Genomic DNA, 26,174 nt, shown 5'->3' on the forward strand with positions numbered 1-26,174 from the left:
TAAAGTCGGGGCGGTTCAAAGTCTTTCAAGGCGATACGTTGCAGTACAAACCAAGTGAAACAATAGTTCAAAACATGCAACGTACAAGTACGTTATATAAAAATCAGAGTATGGCATGGATGGAATTAAAGCCTCAGTATTCTTTAGAAGCGCAAGAAAACTGGGTATTGAGTCAATTAATAGATAATAAGAAACCAGTTGAACAAGATAATTTTGATGAAAAGTGTCCAGATTGGAGCGATGTTATCTTGAGACTTAGAAAAAGAGGTTATATCGAGAAACCAGTTAAGTTAACCGAAGCGGGTATAGAATATATTCAAGATTTATTATTACTCAACCCGAGAGGACTACCAGCAGAACCAGAGTTTTCTGTCCATGTTGCACCTATCGCAACAGGAGCAACTGTTACTGAAGATGAGCAAATATATAATAAGCTTTCAAGTTATATGAGAAAAGTGCTAGGACTAGACATGGAAGGAAGTGGGTTAGCTGCATCAGCTGATAGCTACGATATGCCATTTATATTTGCAAAAGGAGTATCAGATTTTGCAGATCCTTATAAAGATGATCGTTACCGTACTTTTGCAGCACGTGCTTCAGCTGAGTTGCTTATTCTCTTATTAAGGAATAGTGAGTCTTTATTTACTCGTAAAGAAGATAAGTTACCAGAAATTGAAAGCGATAATATGGACAGTGATGACATAGTGCGTCTGCTTGCAGAGTTGTATCCAGACTTTGACGAAACTCAAGTCTTATGGGAAAGAGCAGGAGGTAAGCTGAGTGATTTAGAAAATAAGTCACGCCCATATACCCGCTGGCATACCATATGGAAAAAAGTAAACCAAGGCTCAGAAGTAACACCGAAAGCGCTTTTACAAATCATTCAAAAAGATAATCCTCAATGCATAGCTATAAAATCTTTATTAAAAGCTTACCACTCATAAAATTTGGAGTACAGTAAATGTCAAGAGTATTGGATGGAGTCAATAGTTTAGGTTTAATTGAAAAGCTAGATGGCGATGATAGGCGTTTTGATAATATGGTTGAGGCAACTACCTTACTAGTAGAAAGGTTGAAAGAAGATGAGCCATTGCTTACCTCATTTGTATTAACCAGTATAAACCAAACGCCTAATAGCGATGATATAGCAATAAAAATTGCAGATGAATGTTTTACAGAAGTATGGAGGTCGGCCAGGTCAATCTACATAGACACCCCATTCTTACTTTATCGCTCTATGCTTCTAGATGCTTGTCAACAATTAGCATTAGATAATCAAAGGTATGCTTATATACTGTGGAATACAATTGCTGATATGCTACCCTTCAAACGGTTCGCAGAAGAAAAAGAAGTCTTTGAAAGTATATTTTCACAATGGTCTAAAGAAAGTGAGGAATATTCAAGTTTCGATCTTCTAGAGAACGGAAAAGGGAATAAAATACCATTTCCAAGAAAGCTTCCTACATTTGAACTAAGTACTGAGCTTGAAGGCATCCAGGACTTTCAAACCATGTATACTAAATTATCTGAAGATTTTACGACCCGAGAAAGTCTTTATCAAAGCCAGTATCAAAAATTTGAACAATACAGAAATAGTATAAATGAAAATATTAGGTCTAATGAAAATTTAAAGTTAGACACCATTTGGTGGAGTAAGGCTTTATACTCTCCTTCCTTAAATCAAAGCTATAGAGAGTTTGAAGGTAAAATTGCCTTAATAGTCATGGTGAGTGATTTACTGTCTCTAATGGAAAATGCGCCACCAGCAAGTATTTCTTATTTAATCTTTGAAACAGTTGCCGACTTACCTAATATAGATATTGAAGAAAAGTTTTCTTTAGAAAAGATATGGGAATTTTATTCAAAAAATAAAGATAGTGTCCCGAAAGAGACTATTCGGCAACTAACAATTGGTTATAAAGACAATTGGTCACTGAAGGACTTTGTTAGTTACGCTTTTTCTGATGATTCTTTCGATACAGATACCGCTATATCTAAACTGAGTATCTCCAAAGATACAGAAATTAGTCTTCCTAAATTGGCTCAAGCTATTTTTCGAGAACAATCTGCTGAAAATCAAGTAGAGACATGAGTATGAGTGATAGTGAAATAACCGTAGGTGGTGTTTGTTCTAGAGAGGGAAAAGATTGTTATGTCGGTGATGGCGGAGCTTGTAGTGAGGGTAAGGATTATCCTAATGAATGCCAATATTTTGAAGTTAAATTAAAAGAAACTACAGAAAATCCTGAATTAAAGCAATATAGGATATGGTGGTCGGGTAATAACTTAGGAATACAAGACTTAAGCCAAATTCGGGCACGAGGCGAAAGCCGTTTTATTGGTGTGTTTGGTTCGCATGACACGGGAAAAACCACATTCTTACTGATTGCTTATCTAAATTATATACGCCAAGGACTTAAATTAAGTTATAAATTTGCTGGTTCTAAAAGCTTGGTAGCATGGGAGAACCTGTCATCTTATTCAAGACTCGATACAACTAAGTCCACTTTCCCACCTCATACTTCTCGACAATCAGAGAGGGTTCCAGGGTTACTACACCTGGCATTAAGAGATAATGAAAGCAATTTGATCGACTTGTTACTTACTGATGCTCCTGGCGAATGGTTCACTACATGGTCATTAAACTCAGATGATCCTAATGCGGGTGGTGCGCAATGGATGGCTACGAACTCAGACATGTTTATCATAACAGCTGATTGTAATAAGTTTGCAGGAGAAAATAGAGGAAAGGCACGAAAAGAGTTATTTATGTTATTTGAAAGACTCATTCCATTTACCAAAAAAAAACCTACAGCTTTAATTTGGACTAAGTCCGATGAGTTAGTAGAAAACCCGATTTCAGACAGAATGAAAAAACAAATTACTGATAAGCTTTTATTTAATATTCCACATGCCAAACAATATAAAGTAACCATAGAAAACCCAGATTCAGTTACTAATGTTATACATGATTTATTACTAGAGAATGAGTCATTCAGACAACCGATAATAGTTTCTGACCCTATTGTGAGCAACTCACCTTTTATGTGCTACCGAGGAAGTCATGTCTAAGAAAAATATATTGGTTATTGGTCGAGCTAACAGTGGTAAAACACACTTTTTTGGACAACTTTATGGTCGTCTTAAAGAGCCTCGAAGCTCACTAAATATCAATGGAACACCAGCAAATTTAGAAATGCTTGGTGAGGTTTTTGAAGCACTAAGCGAAGGTAAAGCTTCTGCTCATACTGTGGCTGAGACTTGGAATAGCCTAAAAATACCATTAATAGATGAAAATGGTAAAGAGTTTGATATAAATTGGCCTGAATACGCAGGTGAGCAATGGGATACTATTTTCTCTACACGCTCGTTAGATGAGAAATGGAAAAGCCAATTAGATGATAGTGATAAATGGCTTATCGTGATTAGGGTGGAAAGCGAACCTACATTCCCAGATTTCCTTGAAAAATTGGCCAATAATGAAAAACCAGAAAAGAAGCATGAATCACCTAATTCCACAAATTGGGACGCAAATCCTTACTGGGTAGAAAAGTTACAGATACTATTACAATTATCAAAAACGCAAATAGCTAACAAAGTTCAAAGCCCTAAGGTAGCCGTTTTGCTTTCCTGTTACGATGAAGTAAATACTGAAAATGCCACTCCACATATGATTTTAGAGCAACGACTACCAATGTTAGCTTCGTATTTGGTCTCTAACTGGGACGAGGATAAATTAAGTATATGGGGGCTTTCTGCATTAGGAAAGGAATTAACAGAAGCGTCAAAAGATGAAGATTTTATTGATGAAGGTCCAGAGAACCAGGGCTGGGTTATATCGCCAAATGAGACTATTGAGCAGAAAAATATCGACCTAACTTTACCTATTAAATGGTTGCTTAATGACTGACTCTGATTTAGCTTTTCCTATTTATGCCACCTATGGTGATAAAGACAATAAGCATCAACTTATCCATACTACTAATTCCGAAGTAGAGCTTCCAAGTCAACTGCTATCTATTACTGATAAACCAGCAGGTTATTTGCCAGCGAATGTAGTTTGGTATCCAGTTCTTGGATGTGAGGTCTTTAACGATTATTGGTGCTTATGGTGTACGTATCCTGATTTTGGAGCTTTTAGAGGAGGAATGGTTAGAAGTAAGGTTGCCTTGTTACCTGTTAATCAAGCGATAGAATTAAACGATTTGACAGATATTTTAATATCAATTATGAATTCTGAAAAATTACCAGAAATTACTAATGAGCAGTTAAAAAACGTATTTGACTCATTAGTAATAGCAACTCACCCTGTCTTAATCTTAGAAAATCTAGCTTCTTTTGCCACTATCATTATGGAGCTTTGGAGAAGTTTATGGCCAAAAGCTAGGAAAAGGCTAATATGTAACGTGAAATGGAGTCCTTCTCAAATCTTAGCCGATGAGAGCGAATTCAATATTGTCGCATCTATAGCATCTAATAAGCTTCGATGGATTGAACCTTATACTGCTATTAGTAGTACTGGCAACAACAATGAGGTTAGCGATACTAGAGCGGTAAAATTTCTTTTAGACCATCAGGATACTATTCTTGAAAATCTCTTAGAGAACACATCATTAGCCATAGAAAAACCTCCGTTACAAAGACTGAGAAAGTTATCAAGAACTGTGGAGTTGATAGACACGTTTAATACAGAACCTTCAGCGTCTCTTGCAATTAACCTTATTAGAAATAGCTTATCATTTGAAGATACTGAAGGTGACTTAGATATATATGTAAACAAAGCACTCATATATCTTGCAGAGAACCTAACAAGTTTAAGCTTTATGGAAGTAGAAAAAATACAAAATATCGTATTTAAAAAGAATCACAACTATAACTTACTATGTCTTTCGTTAGCGAGTTACATCGAAAATAAATTTACTTTATTGAAAGATGAAGATAAAAATAGGTTGATAGCCGACAGTATAAGGAAGAATAGGTGGTGGTATATAGCCCTAAAGAAAGGTATTAGTCAGGGGGTTGATACATTGACGCCTAGTTGGCTTCAACAAGCTAAACAGCTGATTATAGATGAAGAATTGTTTGCCATAGCGAGTGATGTTATTTCAGACTCAAAAGATATTGAAAAGGGCATCTTAGAATTGACTCTTGAAAATGAGCCTAATGATAATGATATCGAAAGGCTAAAGGAATTTGCTAGGTCAAAAAACTGGGCAAAACTATATGCCTGGTGCTTATTTAGATTAGATCAACCTATAATGGCTCTGAATAAAATCTTAGATTTTGAGCATCCTGAGGTAGTTGGCTTTGATTACTTGATTGAGTTATATAACGAAAATGAACTATTAAGTACTTTTAGGGTCATCGATGATACGAGAGTAATTACAAACATTGAGAATACAGATACACTCGTTGAAAATTTACTACCCTATCTAGAACTAGATAAGAAGTTTGATAGATATTTGCTTTCACAGGGCTATCGCAGTAAGTTATCAATACCATCCAAAATTATCATCAACGATGGAATAGACAGTATTTTACGTAGTGCTACTAATGGTCATGAAACATATGGATTGATTGAAATACTAGCAGAGAAAAGCTTTGAAGAAAATCTTGCTGAGCGAGCACTGTTGCAGTTAACTGAAGGTTTTTCTTGGGATAAATTAAGTAAATCGGATACGCAGGTACTGATTAATACGGTAAGTAAATATGTCGTTGAAAACGGCATCAGTAACGTAACTGATAAAATCATTCAAGAAAATATAAAGGAGAAGTTCCTAAAATCAGAGATAGCGCCTAAGGTAATGGATTTATTAATAGGATGGAATGTTCATGTGAATGAATCTGAAGTAATTAATATTTTAGGTCAATATACTGACAACAACTGGAGACAGTATGGTAAAAATTTAGGAGAGTTCATAAACTCAAGTAAATGGATATCAATAACTAAGGCTTTATATACATTGTATGGAAATAAGAAGGTTGTTAATAATGCGCTGAAATATTGCTACAGTCTATTACCAAAAAAACAAAAGTGGGCCTATTCATTTAAATCTAAGATAAACCTTGATGAATTGCCAGATGATTATCTTATTAGTAGATTAGTTGACGAAGCCAGTTCCTTATATAGTTCAGAAGAATTAGAATTCCTGTGGGAGAAAGCAGGTGGCAAACTCAAAGATTTAAACTCCAATGGAAACCTTGGCAAACAATGGACTAAAGCGATTAAAAAAGCAAAAAAAGGTAACATAGAAGGAGGCGTGCTTACTTTGATTGATATCATGCTAGAAAGGTATCCATATAATACTGAATTAAATGAGCTGAAGACCTTTTTTTAAGCAAAAGTTATATGAGTTGTTTTATCAAATCATCGTTTCTATCGTTGGAGTGATAGAAGTTCCTGTGTTTCTCAACCTTGGTCACAAAATGGTCACCGTTTGGTCACTGATAACTTGGTCACTGATTTTTAAGAGAGAGAATGTATGTACGCAAACTTATAGCTAATACAGGATTAAAGAGAATGTGACTTCATGAGAGTTTAGAAAGATAAAATAGCCAGGCATTGTGAATAAAGGGCTTGATCTAAAATTCAGACACAAAAAAACCCCAAACAATCTAATGCCTGAGGCGAAATTTGAACAAAGCTTAAGCTATAAATAGTGGTGCGCTCGGCGGGAATCGAACCCACGACCCTCGGCTTCGGAGACCGATACTCTATCCAACTGAGCTACGAGCGCATATGATAACGATATGTCTAACTGTCACGCTTAGATGCGCGTGATAATTAGCATAAGGTGTCTAGAAATAAAGACCGCTTAGTCTAACAAATAAAAAGCATAAAGCCAATAAATGACAGTCGCGATTGAGGTTTTTTAAGAAAAAACAGCCAAGTCATTAAACAAGCATGGCAATTTACCTGCCTTTTCCCTTATAATGTTGGGGAGAATTCATATTTATAATCACCGATTACAAGTGCGTTGGCACGCGGGATGGCTGTCTGCTATTGAAGACTTAGAAGTCGTCAAAGGAGGACAGACAGAATGTCCGAGCCGTGCTAGTCCTTGTATACGTAATAAGAGAACGTGACGAATGAGAAAAGTAGTTATGTTATCGGCAGCTGCCATTCTAGGAATCGCTAGTATCGCGGTGAGCCAAGCTGAAGATGTTGTAGACACTCCTGTAACTGCGTCAGACGTAGCAGAAGGCCAAGAGGTCGTAGAAGCTGCTCCTGAAACGCTAGGTGACGATACCCAAGCTGCTGCAGATACGACAGATGGTGCTGCTGCGCCTATTGACGAAGCCGCTCTAGCAGAAGGTGAAGAAACTGCCGCTGCAGCGCCTGCCGCTGATGAAGAGCCAATTCCACAAGATACGCCGCAAGTACAGAAGCTAATTGCTTTGTATCCTAATCTGATTGCGCGTATCCAACCTGTTGCCAATATCTGTTTTGAAGATGGTGAAGCTTGTGATGTAACGGCACGCTCATCTGGCCCAGCTGCTGGCGACGGTCCTCGTGACGGTAAAGCGGTATATAATGCTGTATGTCATACTTGTCATACAGCAGGCTTGCTAGGCTCTCCTATCTTTGGTGATGCTGGCGCTTGGGGCCCACGTATCGCAAAAGGTAAAGATACGCTATATACCCATGCTATCAATGGTTTCAATGCGATGCCTGCCAAAGGTGGCGCGGATATTCCTGATGAAGAAGTTCAAAATGCTGTAGATTATATGGTTGCAGAAGCAAGCTAATCTTTGTTGATTACCTTCCAAGCTTTTACGATAGTTATCTATAAAGCGCCTATTTCAGTGATGAGATAGGCGCTTTTTCATGATGAGTATTATTAATATGGTACTTCGAATACAAGGCAGTTGAAATTCGCCATGAGTAGCCTCATTTTATGAGATTAGTTCATTCATTACCGTACATTACATTGTTACCTTTAGATAGTAGAGTGTGTTGAACATTCTTATACGGCTTTTGCCTATATGATAATGATAGTCGAATGTTCAACACGGCCTATTATTCTAAAATCGCATTTTATATAAATTGATAACAAATAAAGAGGTCTTCATGTCTGATGCACCAGCACTCTCCATAAAAAACCTATCCAAAACCTATGACAATGGGTTTTCGGCATTAAAAGGGGTTGATTTAACGGTACCACAAGGTGGTTTCTTTGCGTTACTTGGGCCAAACGGCGCAGGCAAATCTACCATGATTGGCATTATTAGCTCATTGTTTAAGCCAACCACCGGTAGCGTCCATATTTTCGGCACAGACCTATTAGAGAACCCTTCGATTGCCAAGCAATACCTTGGCGTTGTACCGCAAGAATTTAACTTTAATATGTTCGAAAAAGTCGAAGATATCCTGATTACGCAAGCGGGTTATTTTGGTATTCCGGCAAAAGAAGCCAAACCACGCGCAAAGAGACTGTTAACAGCGCTAGGATTATGGGATAAGCGCGACAGCAAATCACGTGAGCTATCTGGTGGTATGAAACGCCGTTTGATGATTGCCCGTGCTTTGATTCACAAACCAAAACTATTGATTCTAGATGAGCCAACTGCGGGTGTCGATATCGAGCTTCGCCGCTCGATGTGGGAATTCATGCAGCAGATTAATATTGAAGAAAATACCACTATTATTCTGACGACTCATTATCTCGAAGAAGCTGAGCAATTGTGTAAACGCATTGCGATCTTGGATCACGGCGAGATTCGTATTAATACGGAAATGAAAGAGCTACTGGCGCAGTTGTCGGTAGAGACGTTTGTGTTTGATTTGGATACGCCGCTCACTGAGCAGTTGGCTCTGACAGGAGTCACAGGGGTCTCGCAACCAGACGAGCAGACGCTAGAAGTTACCTTGACAGAAGGTGAGTCACTAAACGGTGTCTTTAATCAGTTGTCTGATAAGGGTATCAGTGTGGCGAGTATGCGCAATAAAGCTAACCGACTAGAAGAGTTATTTATGCGCTTGGTAGACAAAAACATTCAAAGTGCAGATAGCATGAAGGAGGCGGGGTTATGAGTCAGGAACTAATCGATCATAATAAAACAATGTCATTGAGTAAGAAGTGGATTGCGTTTCGTACTATTTGGTTCAAAGAAGTGCGCCGTATTTTACGTATCTGGCCGCAGACGTTGCTACCGCCAGTTATCACGATGAGTTTGTATTTTGTCATCTTTGGTAAGATGATTGGTTCGCGTGTGGGTGAGATGGGCGGCGTACCTTACATGCAGTTTATCGTGCCTGGTTTGATCATGATGTCGATCATTACCAACAGTTACTCTAACGTCGTCTCAAGCTTTTTTAGTGCCAAGTTCACGTCTAGTATCGAAGAGCTTTTGGTCTCGCCCGTATCTAAGCATGCTATTTTGATGGGTTATATCAGTGGTGGTATCTTCCGTGGTCTGGCCATCGGTGTGATTGTCTCGATAGTGGCGCTGTTCTTTACTGATCTTGGTATCGAGCATTTATTTGTGACTGTATTTACGGTACTTGGCACGTCTATCCTATTTTCGTTAGGCGGCTTTATCAATGCGGTATTTGCACGCTCATTCGATGATATCTCTATTATCCCGAGCTTCGTATTGACCCCGTTGACCTATCTTGGCGGTGTGTTCTATTCGATGGAGAATTTATCGCCATTTTGGCAAAATATCTCGCTACTGAACCCTATCGTCTATATGGTCAACTCATTCCGTTACGGTATTCTTGGCTACTCTGATGTCAATGTTTGGTATTCAATGGCGGCTATTTTTGTATTCTGTGCGATATTTTATACCATCGCTTATCGCTTGCTAAGTAATGGTTCACGTGTACGTTTGTAGTGCGTATTATTCGCTAAGCATATTATTTAGAGTAAATTTTAAACGGTTTAATATTAGGAAGACAGATGAGTATTCACGGTATCTTAGGTGAGCAAACCACAGACTATCCAACTGAGTATAGCCCAGAGACGCTATATCCGATTGCGCGCAGCATGGGACGTGATGCGATTGGTTGGCATGACGACAAGCTAGCCGTCGGTGTCGATTGGTGGCAGGCTTTTGAGATATCTTGGTTAAATCCGCAAGGTATCTCGCAAGTAGCGATTGCACGCTTTAGTATTCCTGCTAGCTCACCGTTTATCGTGGAGTCAAAATCGCTTAAGTTATATTTGAATAGTATTAACTTTACCGAATTCGCCAGTTGGAATGACGTACAAGCGTTGATTGCGAAAGACTTGTCAGCTTGTTTGCAAACAGACGTACAGGTAGCGTTATTCGGTTTAAACGATGATCTAGATGGTAACGAAACAGCGTTATTGATTGCTCAGCCTGAGGGTATTTGCATTGATGAGGCATTGGCAGATAGCACGGATAAAGTTGCGTTAACGGAACATCCTGATGCGTCGTTGCTGAGTGAAAAAGAAGTAGGGGCTAGCGATGAAAGCGTGGCAAGTGATGGTACGCAGCCGTATACCTTTTATTCCAATCTACTGCGTAGTAATTGCCCAGTGACCAATCAACCAGATTGGGGAACTCTGGCCGTTTCGATAACGACTGATAAGCCTTTTAATAATGCAAACATGCTGCGTTATATATTGAGCTTCCGTCAGCACAATGGTTTCCATGAGCAGTGTGTCGAGCAGATATTTGCTGATTTGAGCCAATACTATCAGCCAAGCGAGCTAATGGTACGGGCGTGGTATACGCGCCGCGGTGGTATCGATATCAATCCTTGCCGTGTTAGTGATATCAGTCTATTGCCTACGCCAAGCCGTTTAATCCGCCAGTAAGTTCTTGCTAAAAATACAATGTTCATAAAAATACAATGTTAAATAGTTTTTAAGCCAATAAAAAAGCGCCTATCTCACGTGATGAGATAGGCGCTTTTTGTTATATAGTCTTTAATTACAAGACTATTTACCGCTTACTTTTGCCATGACTTCTTCACGGCTCAGCATTTGCTTTTCGGCTTCACGGCGATTGACGTACTCATACTTGTCTTCAGCCAAGTTGCGATCAGACACGACGATACGATGTGGTATACCAATCAACTCAAGATCAGCAAACTTAACGCCTGGGCGCTCGTTACGATCGTCCAGTAGTACGTTGATGCCTTGAGATTTTAACTCTTCATACAGGGCGGTTGCCGTCTGCATGACCGTCTCTTCTTTAGATTTCATCGGGATGATGGCGACTTCAAAAGGAGCGATTGAATCATCAACCGTTGGTGTTTTTGGCCACATAATACCGTTTTCATCATTGTTCTGCTCGATAGCAGCGGCAATAATACGGCTAACGCCAATACCATAACAGCCCATCATCAAGGTGACAGGTTTGCCATCTTCGCCAGAAACTGTACAGTTCATCGCTTGTGAGTATTTATCACCCAACTGGAAGATATGACCGACTTCGATACCGCGTTTGATTTTTAGGCTGCCTTTACCATCAGGAGACGGGTCGCCTTCTTGTACATTGCGCACATCAACGATGCGAGTAATGCGAGTATCACGTGCCCAGTTCATACCGATAGTATGTTTGTTCACTTCATTGGCACCGCAGACAAAATCTGAAAGCGCAGCTGCTGAACGATCAACGAATACAGGCATATCTAAATTAACGCCGATATAGCCTTTATGCAGACCTGCCGCTTTTAGCTCTTCGTCAGATGCTAATGTCAATGGTACGTTGGCTTCTTCGATTTTCTCAGCTTTAATAGTGTTGAGCTGGTGGTCGCCGCGCAACACGATAGCAATCAGTTGTGGCTCATCATTCTCGGTATGACCATGAACGATCAAGGTTTTAACCGTCGTTTCTAACGGGATGTCCAAGTGTTCAGCAACCATTTTGCAGCTGGTCATGCCTTCAGTTAGAACGTCTTCACGCTCCATTTTTGGCGGTTGACGCTCAGCGGTGCTGACAGATTCTGCTAGCTCTACGTTGGCTGCATAGTCAGATGAGTCCGAAAACGCAATATCGTCTTCGCCGCTATCTGCCAAGACATGGAACTCATGTGAGGCAAAACCACCGATAGAGCCCGTATCTGCTTGTACCGCACGGAAATCTAAGCCCAAGCGGGTAAAGATGCGTGTATAAGCGTCATACATATCATGGTAAGTCTTGGCCAATGAGGCTTGATCCACATGGAAAGAGTAAGCATCTTTCATGGTGAATTCACGGGCGCGCATCACACCGAAGCGTGGACGAATCTCGTCACGGAATTTACCTTGAATCTGAAAGAAAGTAATCGGTAGTTGTTTATAACTACGTAGCTCGCCTTGTGCTAGATTGGTGATGACTTCTTCGTGCGTTGGACCAAGTACAAAATCGCGATCATGACGGTCTTTGAAGCGCAATAGCTCAGGACCATAATCATCGAAACGTCCGGTCGTCTGCCAAAGCTCAGCAGGCTGAGTCATCGGCATTAGCACTTCTTGTGCGCCGACGTTTTGCATCTCTTCACGAACAATACGTTCGACCTTTTGTAAGACGCGCAGACCCATAGGCAACCAAATATACAATCCAGAAGCAATCTTGCGGATAAGACCAGCACGCACCATCAATTGGCTTGAGGCGATGTCGGCGTCACTGGGGGTTTCTTTTAGTGTGGCAAATAAAAATTGACTGGCTTTCATAAATAAAGCGTAACCTTATCAACGATAAAAAAATAAGAAATAGTAGGATGTTGAGCGTATGGCTAATCGTTTCATTGCCGCCGCAAGCTTACCTTTATCACTTAGCAATAATCTAGGGTATTTCCTAGTTACCAACCTGCTTATATACAAAGCACATCAGTAAAAACCACTCTCATAAAAGAGAGGCAAATTTGATTTGATGTATCAATATGCCAAAAATGCAATATATTCAGGTCAAAACCCTGATAAATGCTTTAAGACTGACATTTTATTCATACAATCTGACTATGTTAGGTAAAGTTCGCCTAAGACGCAATGACTTTTTGTCTTTTCAGACCGAACGTGACGCAAAGGGTTCAATAAGGGATAAATAATTGAGCTATTCGTATGATTTTATAGCGAAAGCACTGATTACTTGAGAGACAGTTTATTAACATGAGTGCGTAGAGGTTTATGGATAAAGTTATGTAGAGGAATGGTAGCCAATACTTGAAGTTACTGCACAATAGTCGCATTTATAGGTCAGGTATTACAGAGTTTTGATAATACAGTTAGCCTTATAAAAACAATGCAACATTATAAAGGTAGCTTCTATGGATAATCCTGATATGAATAACGCTAAAGCCACTCAAAAGCCTGAGAAACGTCCTATTGCGACAATGTCGTGGGTGATATTACTTATCGGTCTAGCAGCGATTGTTTTTGCTATTTATAGCGCGCAAAACAAACCAGAAGAAGCGCCGATAGAAACCATTACTCGCGAAGGGGTGGTTACGCAAATTCAGCAGTTAAATCGCTTACATACCGTCGCATTCAGCGTTGATACAGTGATTACGAGCGAGCGACCTGGGAGCTGGATGAAGCTGTGGCAGGATGAGCAAAAGGCCTTGTTTATCGCTCATGGTCGCGTAGAGGCAGGCGTTGATCTGAGTGCACTGACACCTGAGATGGTACAAGTAGTGCAACCTGCTCAAGCTAATGCAGACGAAGAGCAAGTAGCTGATGCCAACTCACCAGCTGCCACTATGCCGCAAATCAATATTACTTTGCCGCCTACAGAGATATTTTTAGTATATTTGGATGATATCGAGATTTATGACTGGCAGACAGGGGCTTTTGGCATGATGCAAGTCGATCCTAATATATTGGCACAAGCACAGACCATGGCAAAAAAAGAAGTGCTTGAGCGTGCCTGTCGAGGTGATGTCATGAATATGGCACTTCAAAATGCGCAAACCCAATTGCAGCAGCTATTTGCACTCACGGGAGCGGTAGTGACGGTTACCACTCAGGGTGCAGGTGCATGTCAATTGCCAGTCACTACCAATGGCTAGTCTACTAGTTATTTTCTAAAATTAAGCTTCTTTTTTAAACTCAGCAATAGCTAGCTTGCGTACTGATTTATGCTCGATCATCGGTGCAGGGTAGTCAACATCGGCAAACTTACCACCTTTTGCCAATTCCTTACGCATCTTGTCTTCGTTGTGCAAGATACTGTTAGGAATATCTTTTAACTCCGGTAGCCAAGTTTTAATAAACAGAGCTTTAGGATCATGCGTATTGGCTTGGCTAAAGGGGTTCATAATACGGAAGTAGGGCGCTGAGTCCGTACCTGTCGACGCGCTCCATTGCCAGCCACCATTATTGGACGCAAAATCGCCATCTATCAGCTGCTGCATAAAGTAACGCTCACCCAAGCGCCAATCAATCAATAAATCCTTCGTCAAAAACATCGCGGTGACCATTCGCAGGCGATTATGCATAAACCCTGTCGCATTTAGGCAACGCATTGCTGCATCTACGAGCGGCACGCCTGTTTTGCCAGTGCACCATGTCTTAAAGTCATCATTGTCATATGACCAATTGATCTTAGTGTCAGTATCTTCTTTATAAGCCTTATGACGAATCAGATTTGGTTTTTCGACCAGTACATGGCGATAAAAGTCTCGCCACGCAAGCTCACTTATCCAGCGATTGATGTCTTCATTATCACCGTCATTGCCGTGTAGCTTTTCCTGTGCTTTGCTCGCCTGTAGATAGCAGAATCTAGGACTGATAGAGCCTATGGTGAGGTAAGCCGATAGCTGACTGGTTGCGTGCAAGTGGGGGACATCACGGCTTACATCGTAATCATTGATATCATCATCGACGAATACTTCTAGACGCTGGCAAGCGGCAGACTCACCTGCAGGATAGGCGTCTCTTGCTTGGTTAAGCTGAGCTGTCATATCGATATGTTGCAATGACTCGTTCTTTTCTAATGTCTGCTGGTAGTCACTGAGCATCTTCTCACTTAGTGCTTCGATATCGTCGATTGTGTTGGCAAATGTTTGCGATGATTGTAGTTTGATTTTATAATCGCTAACCACTGCGGGTGCTTCATGCATTTGAATAGTGCTGACGTCCAACATATGTCGCCATTTTTTATAAAATGGGGTGAAGACCTTATACATACTATCGCCATCATTGGTCGTGATGCTTTGCGGTGGCAAAATGCATTGGTCATGCCAGCGGACAAACTTGATATCTTCTTTTGCAAGTTTTTTGTTTAATTGCTCATCACGATCAATCTCATTGCCTTCGTACTCGTGATTGGCCATGACGCAGCTGATTTCATTGTCATTGCATAAAGTCGTGAGCGCCTCTATACAGTCAGTAAAGCTTGGACAGAGCTGTACTGTTAAAGTGATGTTCAGTTGCGATTGCAAGCCCTTTGCTAGAATAGGTAGCGTGCGAGCAATATGATCAACTTGTACAAGGGACGTATCGTGCGCTTGCCACTGCTCAGGCGTCAAAAAGAATACGGCAGACACTGAAGCGTTGTCTTCCTTTGCACGTTCACAAAGCGCTGCTAGAGCGGTATTGTCATGAATGCGTAGGTCACGGCGAAACCACATCAAATAATGCGGTGGATTTTTGCTAGTAGCATTGTCGTCAGTATCAGTAGCGGCTGTCTGTGCAGTCTTAGACATCAAAGTATCCCTATATTAATCAATCGCAATCATAAACAAAACTAAGGATAAAAGTATGCTAGGATAAGTTTTTGGATGCAATGGCTTTGCCGTTTGGTTAACAAAACCTCATCACATCTAACGATTTATCTTTGGCTTGAACCTATCTGATGCCGCTATAATCGGTGTCATATTCAGTACCATGAAACGCAAGGTCACAAAATGCACGTTAAGTTTTGCGGGTTTACTCAGCTTAGTGATATACAGACTGCAGCACAGTTAGGTGCAGATGCAGTGGGTTTGGTGTTTTATCCACCAAGTCCGCGTGCGGTCACGATAGAGCAGGCGCAAACCCTAAGCGCTGCCGTACCTGCTTTTGTCAGTGTGGTGGCATTGGTAGTCAATATGCCCAAAGATGAGCTGATTAAGTTAGTAAACAACGTCTCTTTTGATATTATCCAGTTCCATGGTGATGAAACGCCTGAACAGTGCCAACAGCTGGCAGGTATGGTCAATAAACGTTGGATCAAAGCATTGCGTATCAATACAGAGCAAGACAGTCTCGATAGCGTTCGCGCCCAAATTAATAGATTTGCGACTGCAGGTGCCAGTAGTATTTTGCTGGATGCTTATCATCAAGATGCATACGGCGGTACAGGGCAGCGTTTTGACTGGAGTCTCATTCCACATGACAGCGCACTACCGATCGTTTTGGCTGGTGGACTCGATGCCGATAATGTTGCCGCTACATTAGATTTGCCGATTTATGGCGTCGATGTGAGTGGTGGTATTGAGGTTGATAAAGGTAAAAAAGACGCTGCCAAAATGCGTGCCTTTATGAAAGCGGTCAAGCGCGATCGATGGCAAAACGCTACGGTCACTGGCGCCATCTAAATGGGTTTGTATCAAGCTATTTGCGATACGTAATCTGCTTAGTTGATCGTTATTCCGATTTTTCTGCTTAAATCTGATTAGATTGTTATCCTTTTTATTATTTTCTCTCTATTTATCTAAAATTATCTAAAAAATACCACTTATTACAGTAGGAATTATCATGAGTCATGTCGAGAACAAAGATTTATCTACTACAGCACAATCTGTAAACACCTTTACCAATCCTGAAAACGTACAGGACTTTAACCAGTATCCTGATGCACGCGGCCATTTCGGTGTACATGGTGGACGCTTTGTCTCTGAGACGCTGATGGCCGCATTAGAAGAGCTTGAGACGCTTTATACCAAAGTCAAAGCAGATCCAGCGTTTTGGGAAGAGTATCATAACGATTTGGTCAATTATGTCGGTCGTCCAACGCCGCTATATCATGCCAAACGCTTGAGTGATGAGATCGGCGGCGCGCAAATTTACTTTAAGCGTGAAGACCTGAACCATACTGGCGCGCACAAAGTAAACAACACCATTGGTCAGGCATTGCTTGCCAAGATGTGTGGCAAAAAACGTATCATCGCCGAAACTGGCGCAGGACAGCATGGTGTCGCGACCGCAACGATTGCTGCGCGCTTGGGGCTAGAATGTATCGTCTATATGGGTGCTGACGATGTTGAACGTCAAAAGATGAACGTCTATCGTATGCGCTTGCTTGGGGCGACAGTCGTGCCGGTTACTTCTGGCTCACGTACGCTCAAAGACGCGATGAACGAAGCCATGCGTGACTGGGTGACCAATGTTGATAGCACGTATTATATTATTGGTACGGTTGCAGGGCCGCACCCTTATCCGCTATTGGTTCGTGATTTCCAAGCGATTATTGGGAAAGAAGCGCGCATTCAGCATTTAGAGAAAACAGGCAAGCTTCCTGATGCATTGGTCGCTTGTGTTGGTGGTGGTTCAAATGCTATTGGTTTGTTCTTTGACTTCCTAAACGATACTGAAGTAAAAATGTATGGCGTCGAGGCAACAGGCGATGGTATCGAGTCAGGTCGTCATTCAGCACCATTGGCTGCTGGCCGTATCGGTGTGCTACATGGCAACCGTACTTACCTCATGGCAGATGATGATGGCCAAATTCAAGAGACGCATTCTATCTCAGCGGGTCTTGATTATCCTGGTGTCGGTCCGGAGCATAGCTTCTTAAAAGATATGAAGCGTGTTGAGTATGTCGGTTGTACGGATAAAGAAGCGTTGGAAGGCTTCCATGAGGCAACTCGTAAAGAAGGCATCATCCCTGCGCTTGAGACTGCTCATGCCGTCGCTTATGCATTGAAACTGGCGAAAACCATGACACCTGACCAGACGATCGTCGTTAATATGTCAGGTCGCGGTGACAAAGATCTGCATTCAGTGATGAAAGCAGAAGGGATTGAGATGTAGTAAGAATAGAGTGGTTTAGATGGTTGTATAAGAAAGTTTAGCAGCGTATTAACTCGATTAGGTATCATAAATCTCAATACGCTAATTGATAACTATTTTTTAATTATCGATAGTATGCCTTCATGAATTTGAACCGCTTAATACCTAGTAAGCCTAGCCAGTTGGGCAAGTATCCAGACCAAGCAGTACTAACAGCGCCAGTCACAATAAGTGTGGGTGTGCCTACTGAAAGTGTCAGTTTTTGGCAGAGCTATATTCTCTACTTAATGATGTTTGTAATAATACAAGTTACTATTATTTTATTTTTTATGAGTTGGTGGGCTAGTTTTGAGACAATGAGTCTATATGAATCAATACAAGACATTAAGGTTGTATGGATAATGTGTTGTTTAGGTTTGTTTTTACTATCTTACTGGATATATAGGATCACTAAGAATTCCGCTGTGCCAAATCCATGGATTGCTAAAAAATGGACTTGGAAGCATATCCCCATACTTATAATCGATAAAGACAATATCCAATTGACGTCTCAGTTTTATATAGCTAATAAAAATTTTCAGCACGATAAAGTCATAAATTATGATGACGTTAAAGCATTTTATCTTAACCGAATTCAAGGAAGCACTATTGGTTTTTGGATAGATTACACAGAAATATATAGTAGAAAGATGAAAAACCGAGGGAACAGGGTGCAAGGTCTAATATTTAGTAAAAATATTCCACTGTGCGAGAGGTACAATGTTTTAAACGGTCTATACTACATAGAGCAGCGTGAAATTCTAAATATTATGAATACTTTTCATAAGCAAAGAACTGATGATATTAAATATTTGTCGCAAGATAACCATGATAATTTAATGGATATTGGCTGGTAAGAATACACTTATATAAGCTAAAAATTTATTTAACAAAATTATAAGAGATCACTATGACCCGAATTGAAAGCACTTTTGAAACTTTAAAATCACAAAACAAAAAAGCCCTGATTCCTTATGTGATGGCAGGCGATCCTAATCCTGCAACCACTGTCGGTCTATTGCACGACTTGGTCAAACACGGCGCCGATATGATCGAAGTCGGTCTACCATTCTCTGACCCAATGGCCGATGGCCCAACTGTAGCCTTGGCTGGCGAGCGTGCATTAGCAGCAGGTACGAGTACTCGTGATGCATTAAAGATGGTTGCAGAGTTCCGTCAAACAGATACGCAAACGCCAATTATCCTAATGGGTTATCTCAATCCTGTTGAAATCATCGGTTATGACAACTTTGTGGCGCTATGTGAGCAGTCAGGTGTTGATGGTTTATTGATGGTAGATTTGCCACCAGCAGAGGCGGGTAGCTTCACTCAGCATTTGACTGATCATTCGATGAATGAGATTTTCTTGCTATCGCCAACGACGTTGCCTGAGCGCCGTGAGCAAGTATTGACTCATTGTGGTGGCTATATTTATTATGTATCACTAAAAGGTGTGACTGGTTCAGCCACACTGGATACTGACGATGTAGCAACTCAAGTTAAAGCAATCAAAGCAGAAACAGACCTGCCAGTATGCGTCGGCTTTGGTATCCGTGATGGTGCTTCTGCAAAAGCGATCGGTACTCATGCAGATGGCGTTATCGTCGGTAGTGCCTTGGTACAGAACTTTGCCGATATTGATGCCAACGATACTGCTGCGGTTGTAAATGCACAGCAAAATATCATGGCAAAAATGGATGAGCTACGTGAAGCGTTAGATAGCTTAAGCGCTTAATAGCTATTGCTTTCATATTGTGGTTACTTGAAGAGATAGTTATTTGAAGAAGTAGTTATTTGAAACGGCAAAGTCAAATCGAAGCTATTGTTTACCTAAAGACTTTACTCAAATGCTTTACGTGAAGACAATACTAAATGACTTTGCTAAAATTAGTTTACGAGTGTAAACTAACATCACTATTATATGGTGTCTGATAGCAGTAATTTATTCGTCATTTTGATTGGCAAATACATTATCTATCAACAAGCGCATAATCAAATTACCGACATACGAGATTTATTTATCAGTATGTCGCATGACTGCTCATGTTATGACTGTATTAGACGCTTTGTTTAGACAACCATTAAACTCTCAATGACAAGCGAATGAGTAAACTTGTCAATAAGCCTTTTATGATGGCAAATAATATGACTGATACAATAACAAAACCCGACAATAATACTGCTAAAGCCGCGCCAAACAGCAATACGGATAGGCAGTCATGGTTTAACCGTTCTATTCCAGGTATCAAGCAGCATTTGACTGCGCCACTGTCTGCGGTAGAGACTGAACCGTCAACCAAGTGTAGTAATTGTCATTCGATGATTACCAACACAGCGCTGATTTTTAACTGTTATGTGTGCCCGCATTGCGATCATCATTTACCGATGAGTGCTCGTGAGCGCCTGAACTGGTTACTTGATCAAGTAGACGGCGAGACAGGACAAGAGTTTACGGCAAAAGATCCATTGAGCTTTGTGGATAGTAAGCCATATCCTGCGCGTATGAGTGAAGCACAAGAAAAAACAGGTGAGTCTGAGGCGTTGGTTGCGATGTATGGCAAACTGCGTAACCTTGATATCGTCGCCTGTGCTTTTGACTTCCGTTTTATGGGCGGGTCAATGGGCTCGGTCGTTGGTGATCGTTTCGTGCAAGCAGCTGAAAAAGCGCTAGAGCAAAAAGTACCTTTGGTTTGCTTTGCTGCTTCTGGCGGCGCACGTATGCAAGAAGGCTTATTGTCATTGATGCAAATGGCACGCACGGCAGCAGCGATTGAGCGTCTAAGAATCGCTGGGATTCCTTATATTGTGGTATTGACCAATCCTGTGTACGGCGGCGTAACTGCATCACTGGCGATGCTGGGTGATATTCATCTAGCAGAACCAAAAGCGATGATTGGCTTTGCTGGTAAGCGTGTAATTGAGCAGACTGTACGTGAGACGTTAGAAGAGCCATTCCAGCGCGCTGAGTTCTTATTAGAGCATGGTGTGGTGGATGAAGTGGTACATCGTCATCAGTTGATTGATACGATCTATCGTCTACTTGCAAAACTATGCCGCGTACCAAATGTAGATGCTCAGTAAAATGAGATGCTCGATAAGGTAAATGACTCAGTATAATGAATCATTTATTGAGTGCATAATGACTTAGCTGCGTGCTAACATCTACTACATATGCAAGACCCCTAATAGCATTTATCGTCATTGCACGGTAAGTGCTATTTTTGGTTTTAGCTAGCACATATATTTCTATCTCTTATTAAATTTTATATAGGTTCTATTCATGTCTGACCTTTTAGCCTCTGACCTTCACAGCCCCAACACCCATAGTCCTAATGAAAGTGCTAGCCTAACTGAATGGCTCGATTATATGCAGCAGATTCATGTGTCTGCAATTGATATGGGATTGTCACGTGTGTTACCTGTCGCAGAAGCGTTAGGCGTGGTGCAGTCAGCGAAAGATGATGCTTATGTGTTTACTGTGGCAGGTACCAATGGCAAAGGCTCGACAACCGCTGTCATCACCGAAATGTGTAAAGCCGCAGGTTATAAGACGGCACTATATCAGTCGCCACATCTTAGCGCCTTCAATGAGCGTGTACGTATCAATGGCGAGATGGTCAGCGATCAGACGCTGATTGAGGCTTTTAGCAAAGTAGAAGCAGCACGCTTACAGTGCGAGTTGACGTTGTCGTTCTTTGAGATGACCACACTAGCAGCGCTATTGATATTCGCTGAAGCAGACTGTGACGTGTGGGTATTAGAAGTAGGGTTAGGCGGCCGCCTAGATGTGGTCAATATTATTGATCCTGACATGGCAGTTATTACCAATATCGGTATCGATCACGTTGACTGGTTGGGTGACAATGTCGAGGATATTGGTCGTGAAAAAGCAGGTATCTTGCGCAACGGCATTCCTCTGATTTATGGTGCTACTGAGATGCCATCCAGCGTGCAACAATCTATCGATACCCAGCAGGCAACTTGTTATCAGATTGGACAAGATTTTAGCTACCGCGATATTGATTCAACGACTTGGCAATACAGTAATGCAGCAGTTACCTTGCAGTTACCACGTCCTGCGCTATCGTTAACTAACACGGCCAATGCACTATCAGCAGTATTGGCAAGTCCATTAGATATTGATATCAATGCCATTGAGCAAGCACTACAAACTGTCAAACTGGCAGGTCGATTCGATTATCGTGAGAGCCATAGCCGCCATTGGTTGTTTGATGTGGCGCATAATGAGCAAGGTGTTGAGTTCTTACTAGCGCAGCTATTACCGTTTTGGCAGCAGCATGTAGCCAAGCAAAGTAATCAAGATAGCTCAACAGATATCCCTACACCAAAGATAAAAATGTTATTTTCTATGTTAGGTGACAAAGATATCGATAAGGTTGTGCAGCGTTTGACTGAAGCAGGCTTACCGATTAGTGGCTGGTTTATCGCTGAGATTGATTATCCTCGTGCCGCGACTACTGAGCAGCTGCAAGCTGTTTTGGTTAAATATATCGATAGCACCAATATATATGAGTTCGATGGTTTGCATACAGCGACCCATGCAGTGATAGAGGCGAGCCAGCCGCAAGACCTTATCGTCGTATGTGGTTCGTTTCATACGATTGGGGAAGCGTTAAGTGCACTTAGCGTATGATAATTTAAGTTAAAGTAGTGCCTGTTTAATGTTAATCTTAGTCGTAGCCTGATAGCAGACAGCATGAAAAATATGCTTTATAATCAAAATGATTTGCCAGACCAGTATAAGACGGTCGGCACAAATTTTGAACTCTGATGGCATTAACTGACAGTAATTGGCGGTAAGAGATCATAATTAAAGCGATTTGATATACTGCTTTGAGATAGTCGCTACGCCGCTCAATCAACCTTATTACCAACTAAGAGACGTAAACGGATGAACTTTTCGAGACAAGCCTTATTGGGCATGGGGATGATTATCGGCGGTAGCGTGATGCTATACGCCATGGTGCAACAGATTGGCGATAGCGACCAACCAGAGCCGATGTCAGCGATGGTCGACAAACTAAGCTCGGAGCAAGAATCTCCGCAGCCGCTTACGACTGATATCGAAACAGAAAAACGTATCCTTGCGCAAAAGCAAAAAGAGCGTGCAGCTCGCGTTGCAGAGCAAGAAAAACGTGCAAAAGAATTTTTGACAGAGCAGGAAGTTGCTGAAGCAGAAGCGTTGGCCAAGGCACGTGCTGAGAGCCAGCAATATGTCGATAATAGTGCGCCAGCTACTGATGAAACTAGCAGTACCGAGTCTACAAAAGACGTTACTACAGATCTAACTGTTCAGCCTCGTACTGAGAGTCAGTCTGCTACTGATACTACAAAGTCTAGCGAAGCCGAAAAGCAAAAAGCGGTTCAAGAGCAACAAGAAGCTCAAAGGCAAGCGGCTATCAAAGAGCAAGCGGCCGCCAAAAAACTTGCTGAGAGCAAAAAACAAGCGGAGGCAGAGAAACTAGCCGAAGCAAAAAAGCAGGCGGAAGCCCAAGCAGCGGCTGAGAGAAAAAGAGAAGCAGCTGAAGCGGCAAAAAAAGAGCCACCAAAATCGCCTTCTGAATACCAAATCAAGAAAGGTGACGGACTTATCAAACTGGCAAGACAATACAATATGCCTGTAGAAGTATTGGCTCAAGCCAACAACCTATCGCCATCAGCAGCGCTACAACTGGGTCAGAGCATCACCATCCCATCAAGCAAACAGGTACAACGCTTAGAGCGTGAAGCGGCGGCAGCTGAACAAGCGCGTGAGAAGAAGCGTCAGCAAGAAGAAGCGCTGGCGAAGAAATCTGCCGATGCAAAACGTGAAGCGCAGCAAAAGCTGAGCGAAGCGCGTAAAGAAGTCAAAGAAACAGACGCTAAGGGTAGCTTTGGGGTGCAAGTGGCTCTAGCAAATGACCAAGCCAAAGCCGATGAGTTAGCGAAAAAATTCCGAGCAGCAGGTTATCAAGTCAAGACCAGTGCGACCAGTCGTGGAGTGCGTGTCGTGGTTGGGCCTGAACGTGGTAAAGTCGCAGCATTGGCACTAAAAGATAAAATCAATAGTGACCCTAAAGTTAATACGACCAGTGCTTGGGTGCTTTATTGGCGTTAAGCTAGAGCGTTTCTAACGGTCTCGATTCGATTTTTATCTACTTTATATGAAAACACGACAAATACTGTCGTGTTTTTTGTTTTATAGATTGCTGATTAGCGCAGCCTTAGTTAAGATGAGCGCCATTTTTATAATCCGTTGTTGTATAACCTGTCAGCCTATATAGGTTGCCTTGTCGTGGTCGGCGTATTATTAATTGCTATCAATAATGACAATTAGCCCATCACTCTCATACTGTATAAGGTAGAACCATGTCGTTTGGTGTTATATTTTTAATATTGGCCGTTGGGTTTTTGGGGCTGATTACGTTACCGAAGCTGCTACCAACACTACTGACGAAGCGCCCTGTCGTTGAGCCTGATCCAAAACCTGTGCGCGGTGATGAGTTGGCTATTTGGCCATTTGCGCCGATGCCAATCATGACCGATACGGAAGTGATATTTTTTAATAAATTAAAAAATGCGCTGCCGGAGTATCACATATTTGTCCAAGTACAGCTGTCACGGATCATTGAAGCCAATAGTAGCGAGACATCAGAGCGTAGCTTTTGGTTCAATCGTATTTGCCGTCAGAGCGTTGACTATGTGATTGTGGATGTCGATGCTCAGACTACATTGGTCGCTATCGAGCTTGATGACTGGACGCATAGTAGCAAAGCGCGTCAAAAAGCAGATGACAAAAAAGATAAGGCGCTTGCCAGTGCAGGTATTGCGATGGTGCGCTTCCACGCTGAGCGTATGCCGAGTGCCGATATGCTTAGATATGAGCTAATGCAAGTGATTGAGAGTTATTAAGCATTCTGTGAAAGCTGTCCGATTGTTAAGGCTAAAACATTATCTAAGCAGCATCATTTTAAAAGTGTAGGTTAGCTAAATTTATTCATCGATTTGGTCTGATTGCCTTGGGTAAATAACGATTGGTCGATTACCTTCAAAATATAAACCTGCTTTAGGTAGTTCGCTATCTGACCAAACTATCGGCTGCTGCCAACCATCATAAGCAGTTCGCCCATCATAAAAGTCGCGCTTGGTGAACCATTCAATATAATGCGCGGCTCGCAAATCTGTAGTGTCAATCGTCCCAAGACTTGCCATGTCTCTCTTATCACACCACTCATGCATCGGAAAGCTCGGCGTTAGCCAATATGGCCAGTCATCATCACCGCAACCAGTTGTGTTAATCGGTAAAAAGAATCGGCCTTTAATCACGCCATAACGTTTATCGATTTTTACCTGTCCATGATTTTCTGTATCTACCCACACCGCTCGAAACTGCTTGGTTTGCATGTGCGTCATCTTGCGTTGTAGATTATCATTGGAGTTAATCCCGACCCAGTTCACAGGTTCAAAAGGTGCTGACCCCATAAAAAACTTAATGGCTAGCTCCCAATGTTCAACCAGCTGTTCTGTATGGTTATACAAAATCAAATCAAGCTCGCCAGTTGTCTGCTTACCATTATAGAGCTGCACATTGCTAGCCAGTGTTTCATACGGATGCAGCTTGCGTGCGAACCCATCCTCTAACCAAAATGACAGCAACCCTTCAAAATGAAATCCTAATCGATTGGGACTTGGGCGTTTGAGTAAATAACGAGTCAGCTCTTGATAGGCAGCAGTGGTGTCTAGCTCTACTAATTGTTGCTTATACGCCTCAAACTGCGTCTGCCAAAATTGTGCGCTATGCACGACAACGGTATGTGTGTTCTGATGCGGTACAAAGTCTAGCCACTGCGTCAGAACATTAGGGCATGCCAACACATAAGCCAAATCACGCACATAGGGTCGGCGGTAACGCTCCCAAGGAGCGTTATCTATGAGGCGATTAAATGTGGGCTGATTGACAAGCTCGGACATAGGATAAACCAGTGTGAAGGTGTAGCATTTACCCTAACGGCTCGCTCTATAAAAGTCTATAGATGACAGGTATCCACTAGGGCAGTATAAGCTTTCTTACGTTAAAATAGGATGTTGATGTGATGGATATGAAAGCTGATATCAGGCGACAATAGCAGGTAGGGTAATAAAATGCTAACTACTGCTTTAAGTAGAGAGAGTTGCCATTTAGGCTGATATCGAGATGGTTTTTGTTTTGGCTTAGTTGGAATGTGAATTTTCTGTTTCATGTATCTA

At 41.6% G+C, this 26,174-nt stretch carries 22 protein-coding genes and 1 tRNA gene; 18 read left to right on the forward strand and 5 right to left on the reverse strand.

Annotated features, from left to right (window positions below; translation table 11 throughout):
- From B2863_RS02155 to B2863_RS02175, 5 genes are all read left to right on the forward strand, one after another.
- On the forward strand, positions 1–944 hold a 944-nt coding region (locus B2863_RS02155), incomplete at its 5' end, for a hypothetical protein (protein WP_296207237.1).
- Between the two features lie 17 nt (positions 945–961).
- Positions 962–2,092, forward strand: coding sequence for a GTPase-associated system all-helical protein GASH (locus tag B2863_RS02160; RefSeq protein WP_102078720.1), 1,131 nt, complete (start codon positions 962–964; stop codon positions 2,090–2,092).
- Between the two features lie 2 nt (positions 2,093–2,094).
- Positions 2,095–3,072 (forward strand): TRAFAC clade GTPase domain-containing protein, encoded by a 978-nt coding sequence (locus B2863_RS02165; RefSeq protein ID WP_102083184.1) that lies wholly within the window; start codon positions 2,095–2,097, stop codon positions 3,070–3,072.
- Positions 3,065–3,910, forward strand: a complete 846-nt coding sequence (locus tag B2863_RS02170) for a hypothetical protein (RefSeq protein ID WP_102078927.1) — start codon at positions 3,065–3,067, stop codon at positions 3,908–3,910. Before B2863_RS02165 ends, B2863_RS02170 begins: the two co-directional genes overlap by 8 nt.
- Positions 3,903–6,338, forward strand: a complete 2,436-nt coding sequence (locus tag B2863_RS02175; protein ID WP_102083185.1) for an effector-associated domain EAD1-containing protein — start codon at positions 3,903–3,905, stop codon at positions 6,336–6,338. The genes B2863_RS02170 and B2863_RS02175 overlap by 8 nt, the downstream gene beginning before the upstream one ends.
- A 322-nt stretch (positions 6,339–6,660) precedes the next feature.
- Here B2863_RS02175 and B2863_RS02180 read toward each other — a convergent pair.
- Positions 6,661–6,737, reverse strand: a tRNA-Arg gene (locus tag B2863_RS02180).
- A gap of 352 nt (positions 6,738–7,089) precedes the next feature.
- Between B2863_RS02180 and B2863_RS02185 the strand changes: the two genes are divergently transcribed.
- From B2863_RS02185 to queF, 4 genes are all read left to right on the forward strand, one after another.
- On the forward strand, positions 7,090–7,749 hold the full coding sequence (locus B2863_RS02185) for a c-type cytochrome (protein WP_296207238.1): 660 nt from the start codon (positions 7,090–7,092) through the stop codon (positions 7,747–7,749).
- A 322-nt stretch (positions 7,750–8,071) separates the two neighbouring features.
- The gene (locus B2863_RS02190; protein WP_296207240.1) at positions 8,072–9,034 is read left to right on the forward strand and encodes an ABC transporter ATP-binding protein; all 963 of its coding nucleotides are present in this window, start codon (positions 8,072–8,074) and stop codon (positions 9,032–9,034) included.
- A gap of 29 nt (positions 9,035–9,063) precedes the next feature.
- On the forward strand, positions 9,064–9,837 hold the full coding sequence (locus tag B2863_RS02195) for an ABC transporter permease (protein WP_057762348.1): 774 nt from the start codon (positions 9,064–9,066) through the stop codon (positions 9,835–9,837).
- Positions 9,838–9,902: 65 nt separating this feature from the next.
- The gene (gene queF / locus B2863_RS02200) at positions 9,903–10,787 is read left to right on the forward strand and encodes an NADPH-dependent 7-cyano-7-deazaguanine reductase QueF (protein WP_296207242.1); all 885 of its coding nucleotides are present in this window, start codon (positions 9,903–9,905) and stop codon (positions 10,785–10,787) included.
- 123 nt (positions 10,788–10,910) lie between these two features.
- On the opposite strand, the gene B2863_RS02205 is transcribed toward queF, so the two are convergent.
- Positions 10,911–12,629 (reverse strand): proline--tRNA ligase, encoded by a 1,719-nt coding sequence (locus B2863_RS02205; RefSeq protein ID WP_179799641.1) that lies wholly within the window; start codon positions 12,627–12,629, stop codon positions 10,911–10,913.
- Positions 12,630–13,222: 593 nt separating this feature from the next.
- On the opposite strand from B2863_RS02205, the gene B2863_RS02210 reads away from it, so the two are divergent.
- Positions 13,223–13,963, forward strand: coding sequence for a DUF4230 domain-containing protein (locus B2863_RS02210; protein WP_296207244.1), 741 nt, complete (start codon positions 13,223–13,225; stop codon positions 13,961–13,963).
- Positions 13,964–13,984: 21 nt separating this feature from the next.
- Here the strand turns inward: B2863_RS02210 and B2863_RS02215 are convergent, their stop codons facing one another.
- Positions 13,985–15,601 (reverse strand): cryptochrome/photolyase family protein, encoded by a 1,617-nt coding sequence (locus B2863_RS02215; RefSeq protein WP_296207245.1) that lies wholly within the window; start codon positions 15,599–15,601, stop codon positions 13,985–13,987.
- A gap of 171 nt (positions 15,602–15,772) precedes the next feature.
- Between B2863_RS02215 and B2863_RS02220 the strand changes: the two genes are divergently transcribed.
- The 8 genes from B2863_RS02220 to B2863_RS02255 all read left to right on the forward strand — a co-directional run bounded on the left by B2863_RS02220 (position 15,773) and on the right by B2863_RS02255 (position 24,839).
- Positions 15,773–16,474, forward strand: a complete 702-nt coding sequence (locus tag B2863_RS02220) for a phosphoribosylanthranilate isomerase (RefSeq protein WP_296207277.1) — start codon at positions 15,773–15,775, stop codon at positions 16,472–16,474.
- Positions 16,475–16,634: 160 nt separating this feature from the next.
- Positions 16,635–17,909, forward strand: a complete 1,275-nt coding sequence (gene trpB / locus B2863_RS02225; protein ID WP_296207246.1) for a tryptophan synthase subunit beta — start codon at positions 16,635–16,637, stop codon at positions 17,907–17,909.
- Positions 17,910–18,031: 122 nt separating this feature from the next.
- Entirely contained in the window at positions 18,032–18,784 is a 753-nt protein-coding gene (locus B2863_RS02230; RefSeq protein WP_296207247.1) for a hypothetical protein, read from the forward strand.
- Positions 18,785–18,837: 53 nt separating this feature from the next.
- Positions 18,838–19,662 carry a tryptophan synthase subunit alpha gene (gene trpA / locus B2863_RS02235; RefSeq protein WP_296207249.1) on the forward strand — a complete coding sequence of 275 codons (825 nt, stop codon included), beginning with the start codon at positions 18,838–18,840 and terminating at the stop codon, positions 19,660–19,662.
- A gap of 398 nt (positions 19,663–20,060) precedes the next feature.
- Positions 20,061–21,008 carry an acetyl-CoA carboxylase, carboxyltransferase subunit beta gene (gene accD / locus B2863_RS02240; RefSeq protein WP_296207279.1) on the forward strand — a complete coding sequence of 316 codons (948 nt, stop codon included), beginning with the start codon at positions 20,061–20,063 and terminating at the stop codon, positions 21,006–21,008.
- Between the two features lie 199 nt (positions 21,009–21,207).
- Positions 21,208–22,581: a bifunctional tetrahydrofolate synthase/dihydrofolate synthase gene (folC, locus tag B2863_RS02245; protein ID WP_296207251.1), complete on the forward strand. Its 1,374-nt coding sequence runs from the start codon at positions 21,208–21,210 to the stop codon at positions 22,579–22,581.
- Positions 22,582–22,839: 258 nt separating this feature from the next.
- Positions 22,840–24,045 carry an SPOR and LysM peptidoglycan-binding domain-containing protein gene (locus B2863_RS02250; protein ID WP_296207253.1) on the forward strand — a complete coding sequence of 402 codons (1,206 nt, stop codon included), beginning with the start codon at positions 22,840–22,842 and terminating at the stop codon, positions 24,043–24,045.
- Positions 24,046–24,296: 251 nt separating this feature from the next.
- Positions 24,297–24,839, forward strand: coding sequence for a DUF2726 domain-containing protein (locus B2863_RS02255; RefSeq protein ID WP_057758628.1), 543 nt, complete (start codon positions 24,297–24,299; stop codon positions 24,837–24,839).
- A gap of 81 nt (positions 24,840–24,920) precedes the next feature.
- On the opposite strand, the gene B2863_RS02260 is transcribed toward B2863_RS02255, so the two are convergent.
- Together B2863_RS02260 and B2863_RS02265 are read right to left on the reverse strand one after the other, a co-directional pair.
- Complete coding sequence (locus B2863_RS02260; RefSeq protein ID WP_296207256.1) at positions 24,921–25,898, reverse strand: DUF1853 family protein; 978 nt, start codon at positions 25,896–25,898, stop codon at positions 24,921–24,923.
- Positions 25,899–25,999: 101 nt separating this feature from the next.
- On the reverse strand, positions 26,000–26,167 hold the full coding sequence (locus tag B2863_RS02265; RefSeq protein WP_296207257.1) for a hypothetical protein: 168 nt from the start codon (positions 26,165–26,167) through the stop codon (positions 26,000–26,002).
- Between the last annotated feature and the right edge of the window lie 7 nt (positions 26,168–26,174).

This window comes from Psychrobacter sp. UBA3480 (assembly GCF_002377945.1).
Taxonomy (GTDB): Bacteria; Pseudomonadota; Gammaproteobacteria; order Pseudomonadales; family Moraxellaceae; genus Psychrobacter.

Excerpts from the sequence above, each read along its gene's own strand:
- B2863_RS02230 (WP_296207247.1), top strand. The coding sequence starts at position 18,032 with ATGAATTTGAACCGCTTAATACCTAGTAAGCCTAGCCAGTTGGGCAAG.
- B2863_RS02190 (WP_296207240.1), top strand. The coding sequence starts at position 8,072 with ATGTCTGATGCACCAGCACTCTCCATAAAAAACCTATCCAAAACCTAT.
- B2863_RS02265 (WP_296207257.1), bottom strand. The coding sequence starts at position 26,167 with ATGAAACAGAAAATTCACATTCCAACTAAGCCAAAACAAAAACCATCT.
- B2863_RS02210 (WP_296207244.1), top strand. The coding sequence starts at position 13,223 with ATGGATAATCCTGATATGAATAACGCTAAAGCCACTCAAAAGCCTGAG.
- accD (WP_296207279.1), top strand. The coding sequence starts at position 20,061 with ATGGCAAATAATATGACTGATACAATAACAAAACCCGACAATAATACT.
- B2863_RS02170 (WP_102078927.1), top strand. The coding sequence starts at position 3,065 with ATGTCTAAGAAAAATATATTGGTTATTGGTCGAGCTAACAGTGGTAAA.
- queF (WP_296207242.1), top strand. The coding sequence starts at position 9,903 with ATGAGTATTCACGGTATCTTAGGTGAGCAAACCACAGACTATCCAACT.
- folC (WP_296207251.1), top strand. The coding sequence starts at position 21,208 with ATGTCTGACCTTTTAGCCTCTGACCTTCACAGCCCCAACACCCATAGT.
- B2863_RS02260 (WP_296207256.1), bottom strand. The coding sequence starts at position 25,898 with ATGTCCGAGCTTGTCAATCAGCCCACATTTAATCGCCTCATAGATAAC.
- B2863_RS02165 (WP_102083184.1), top strand. The coding sequence starts at position 2,095 with ATGAGTGATAGTGAAATAACCGTAGGTGGTGTTTGTTCTAGAGAGGGA.
- B2863_RS02215 (WP_296207245.1), bottom strand. The coding sequence starts at position 15,601 with ATGTCTAAGACTGCACAGACAGCCGCTACTGATACTGACGACAATGCT.
- B2863_RS02160 (WP_102078720.1), top strand. The coding sequence starts at position 962 with ATGTCAAGAGTATTGGATGGAGTCAATAGTTTAGGTTTAATTGAAAAG.
- B2863_RS02185 (WP_296207238.1), top strand. The coding sequence starts at position 7,090 with ATGAGAAAAGTAGTTATGTTATCGGCAGCTGCCATTCTAGGAATCGCT.
- B2863_RS02255 (WP_057758628.1), top strand. The coding sequence starts at position 24,297 with ATGTCGTTTGGTGTTATATTTTTAATATTGGCCGTTGGGTTTTTGGGG.
- B2863_RS02205 (WP_179799641.1), bottom strand. The coding sequence starts at position 12,629 with ATGAAAGCCAGTCAATTTTTATTTGCCACACTAAAAGAAACCCCCAGT.
- trpA (WP_296207249.1), top strand. The coding sequence starts at position 18,838 with ATGACCCGAATTGAAAGCACTTTTGAAACTTTAAAATCACAAAACAAA.
- B2863_RS02195 (WP_057762348.1), top strand. The coding sequence starts at position 9,064 with ATGTCATTGAGTAAGAAGTGGATTGCGTTTCGTACTATTTGGTTCAAA.
- B2863_RS02250 (WP_296207253.1), top strand. The coding sequence starts at position 22,840 with ATGAACTTTTCGAGACAAGCCTTATTGGGCATGGGGATGATTATCGGC.
- B2863_RS02175 (WP_102083185.1), top strand. The coding sequence starts at position 3,903 with ATGACTGACTCTGATTTAGCTTTTCCTATTTATGCCACCTATGGTGAT.
- trpB (WP_296207246.1), top strand. The coding sequence starts at position 16,635 with ATGAGTCATGTCGAGAACAAAGATTTATCTACTACAGCACAATCTGTA.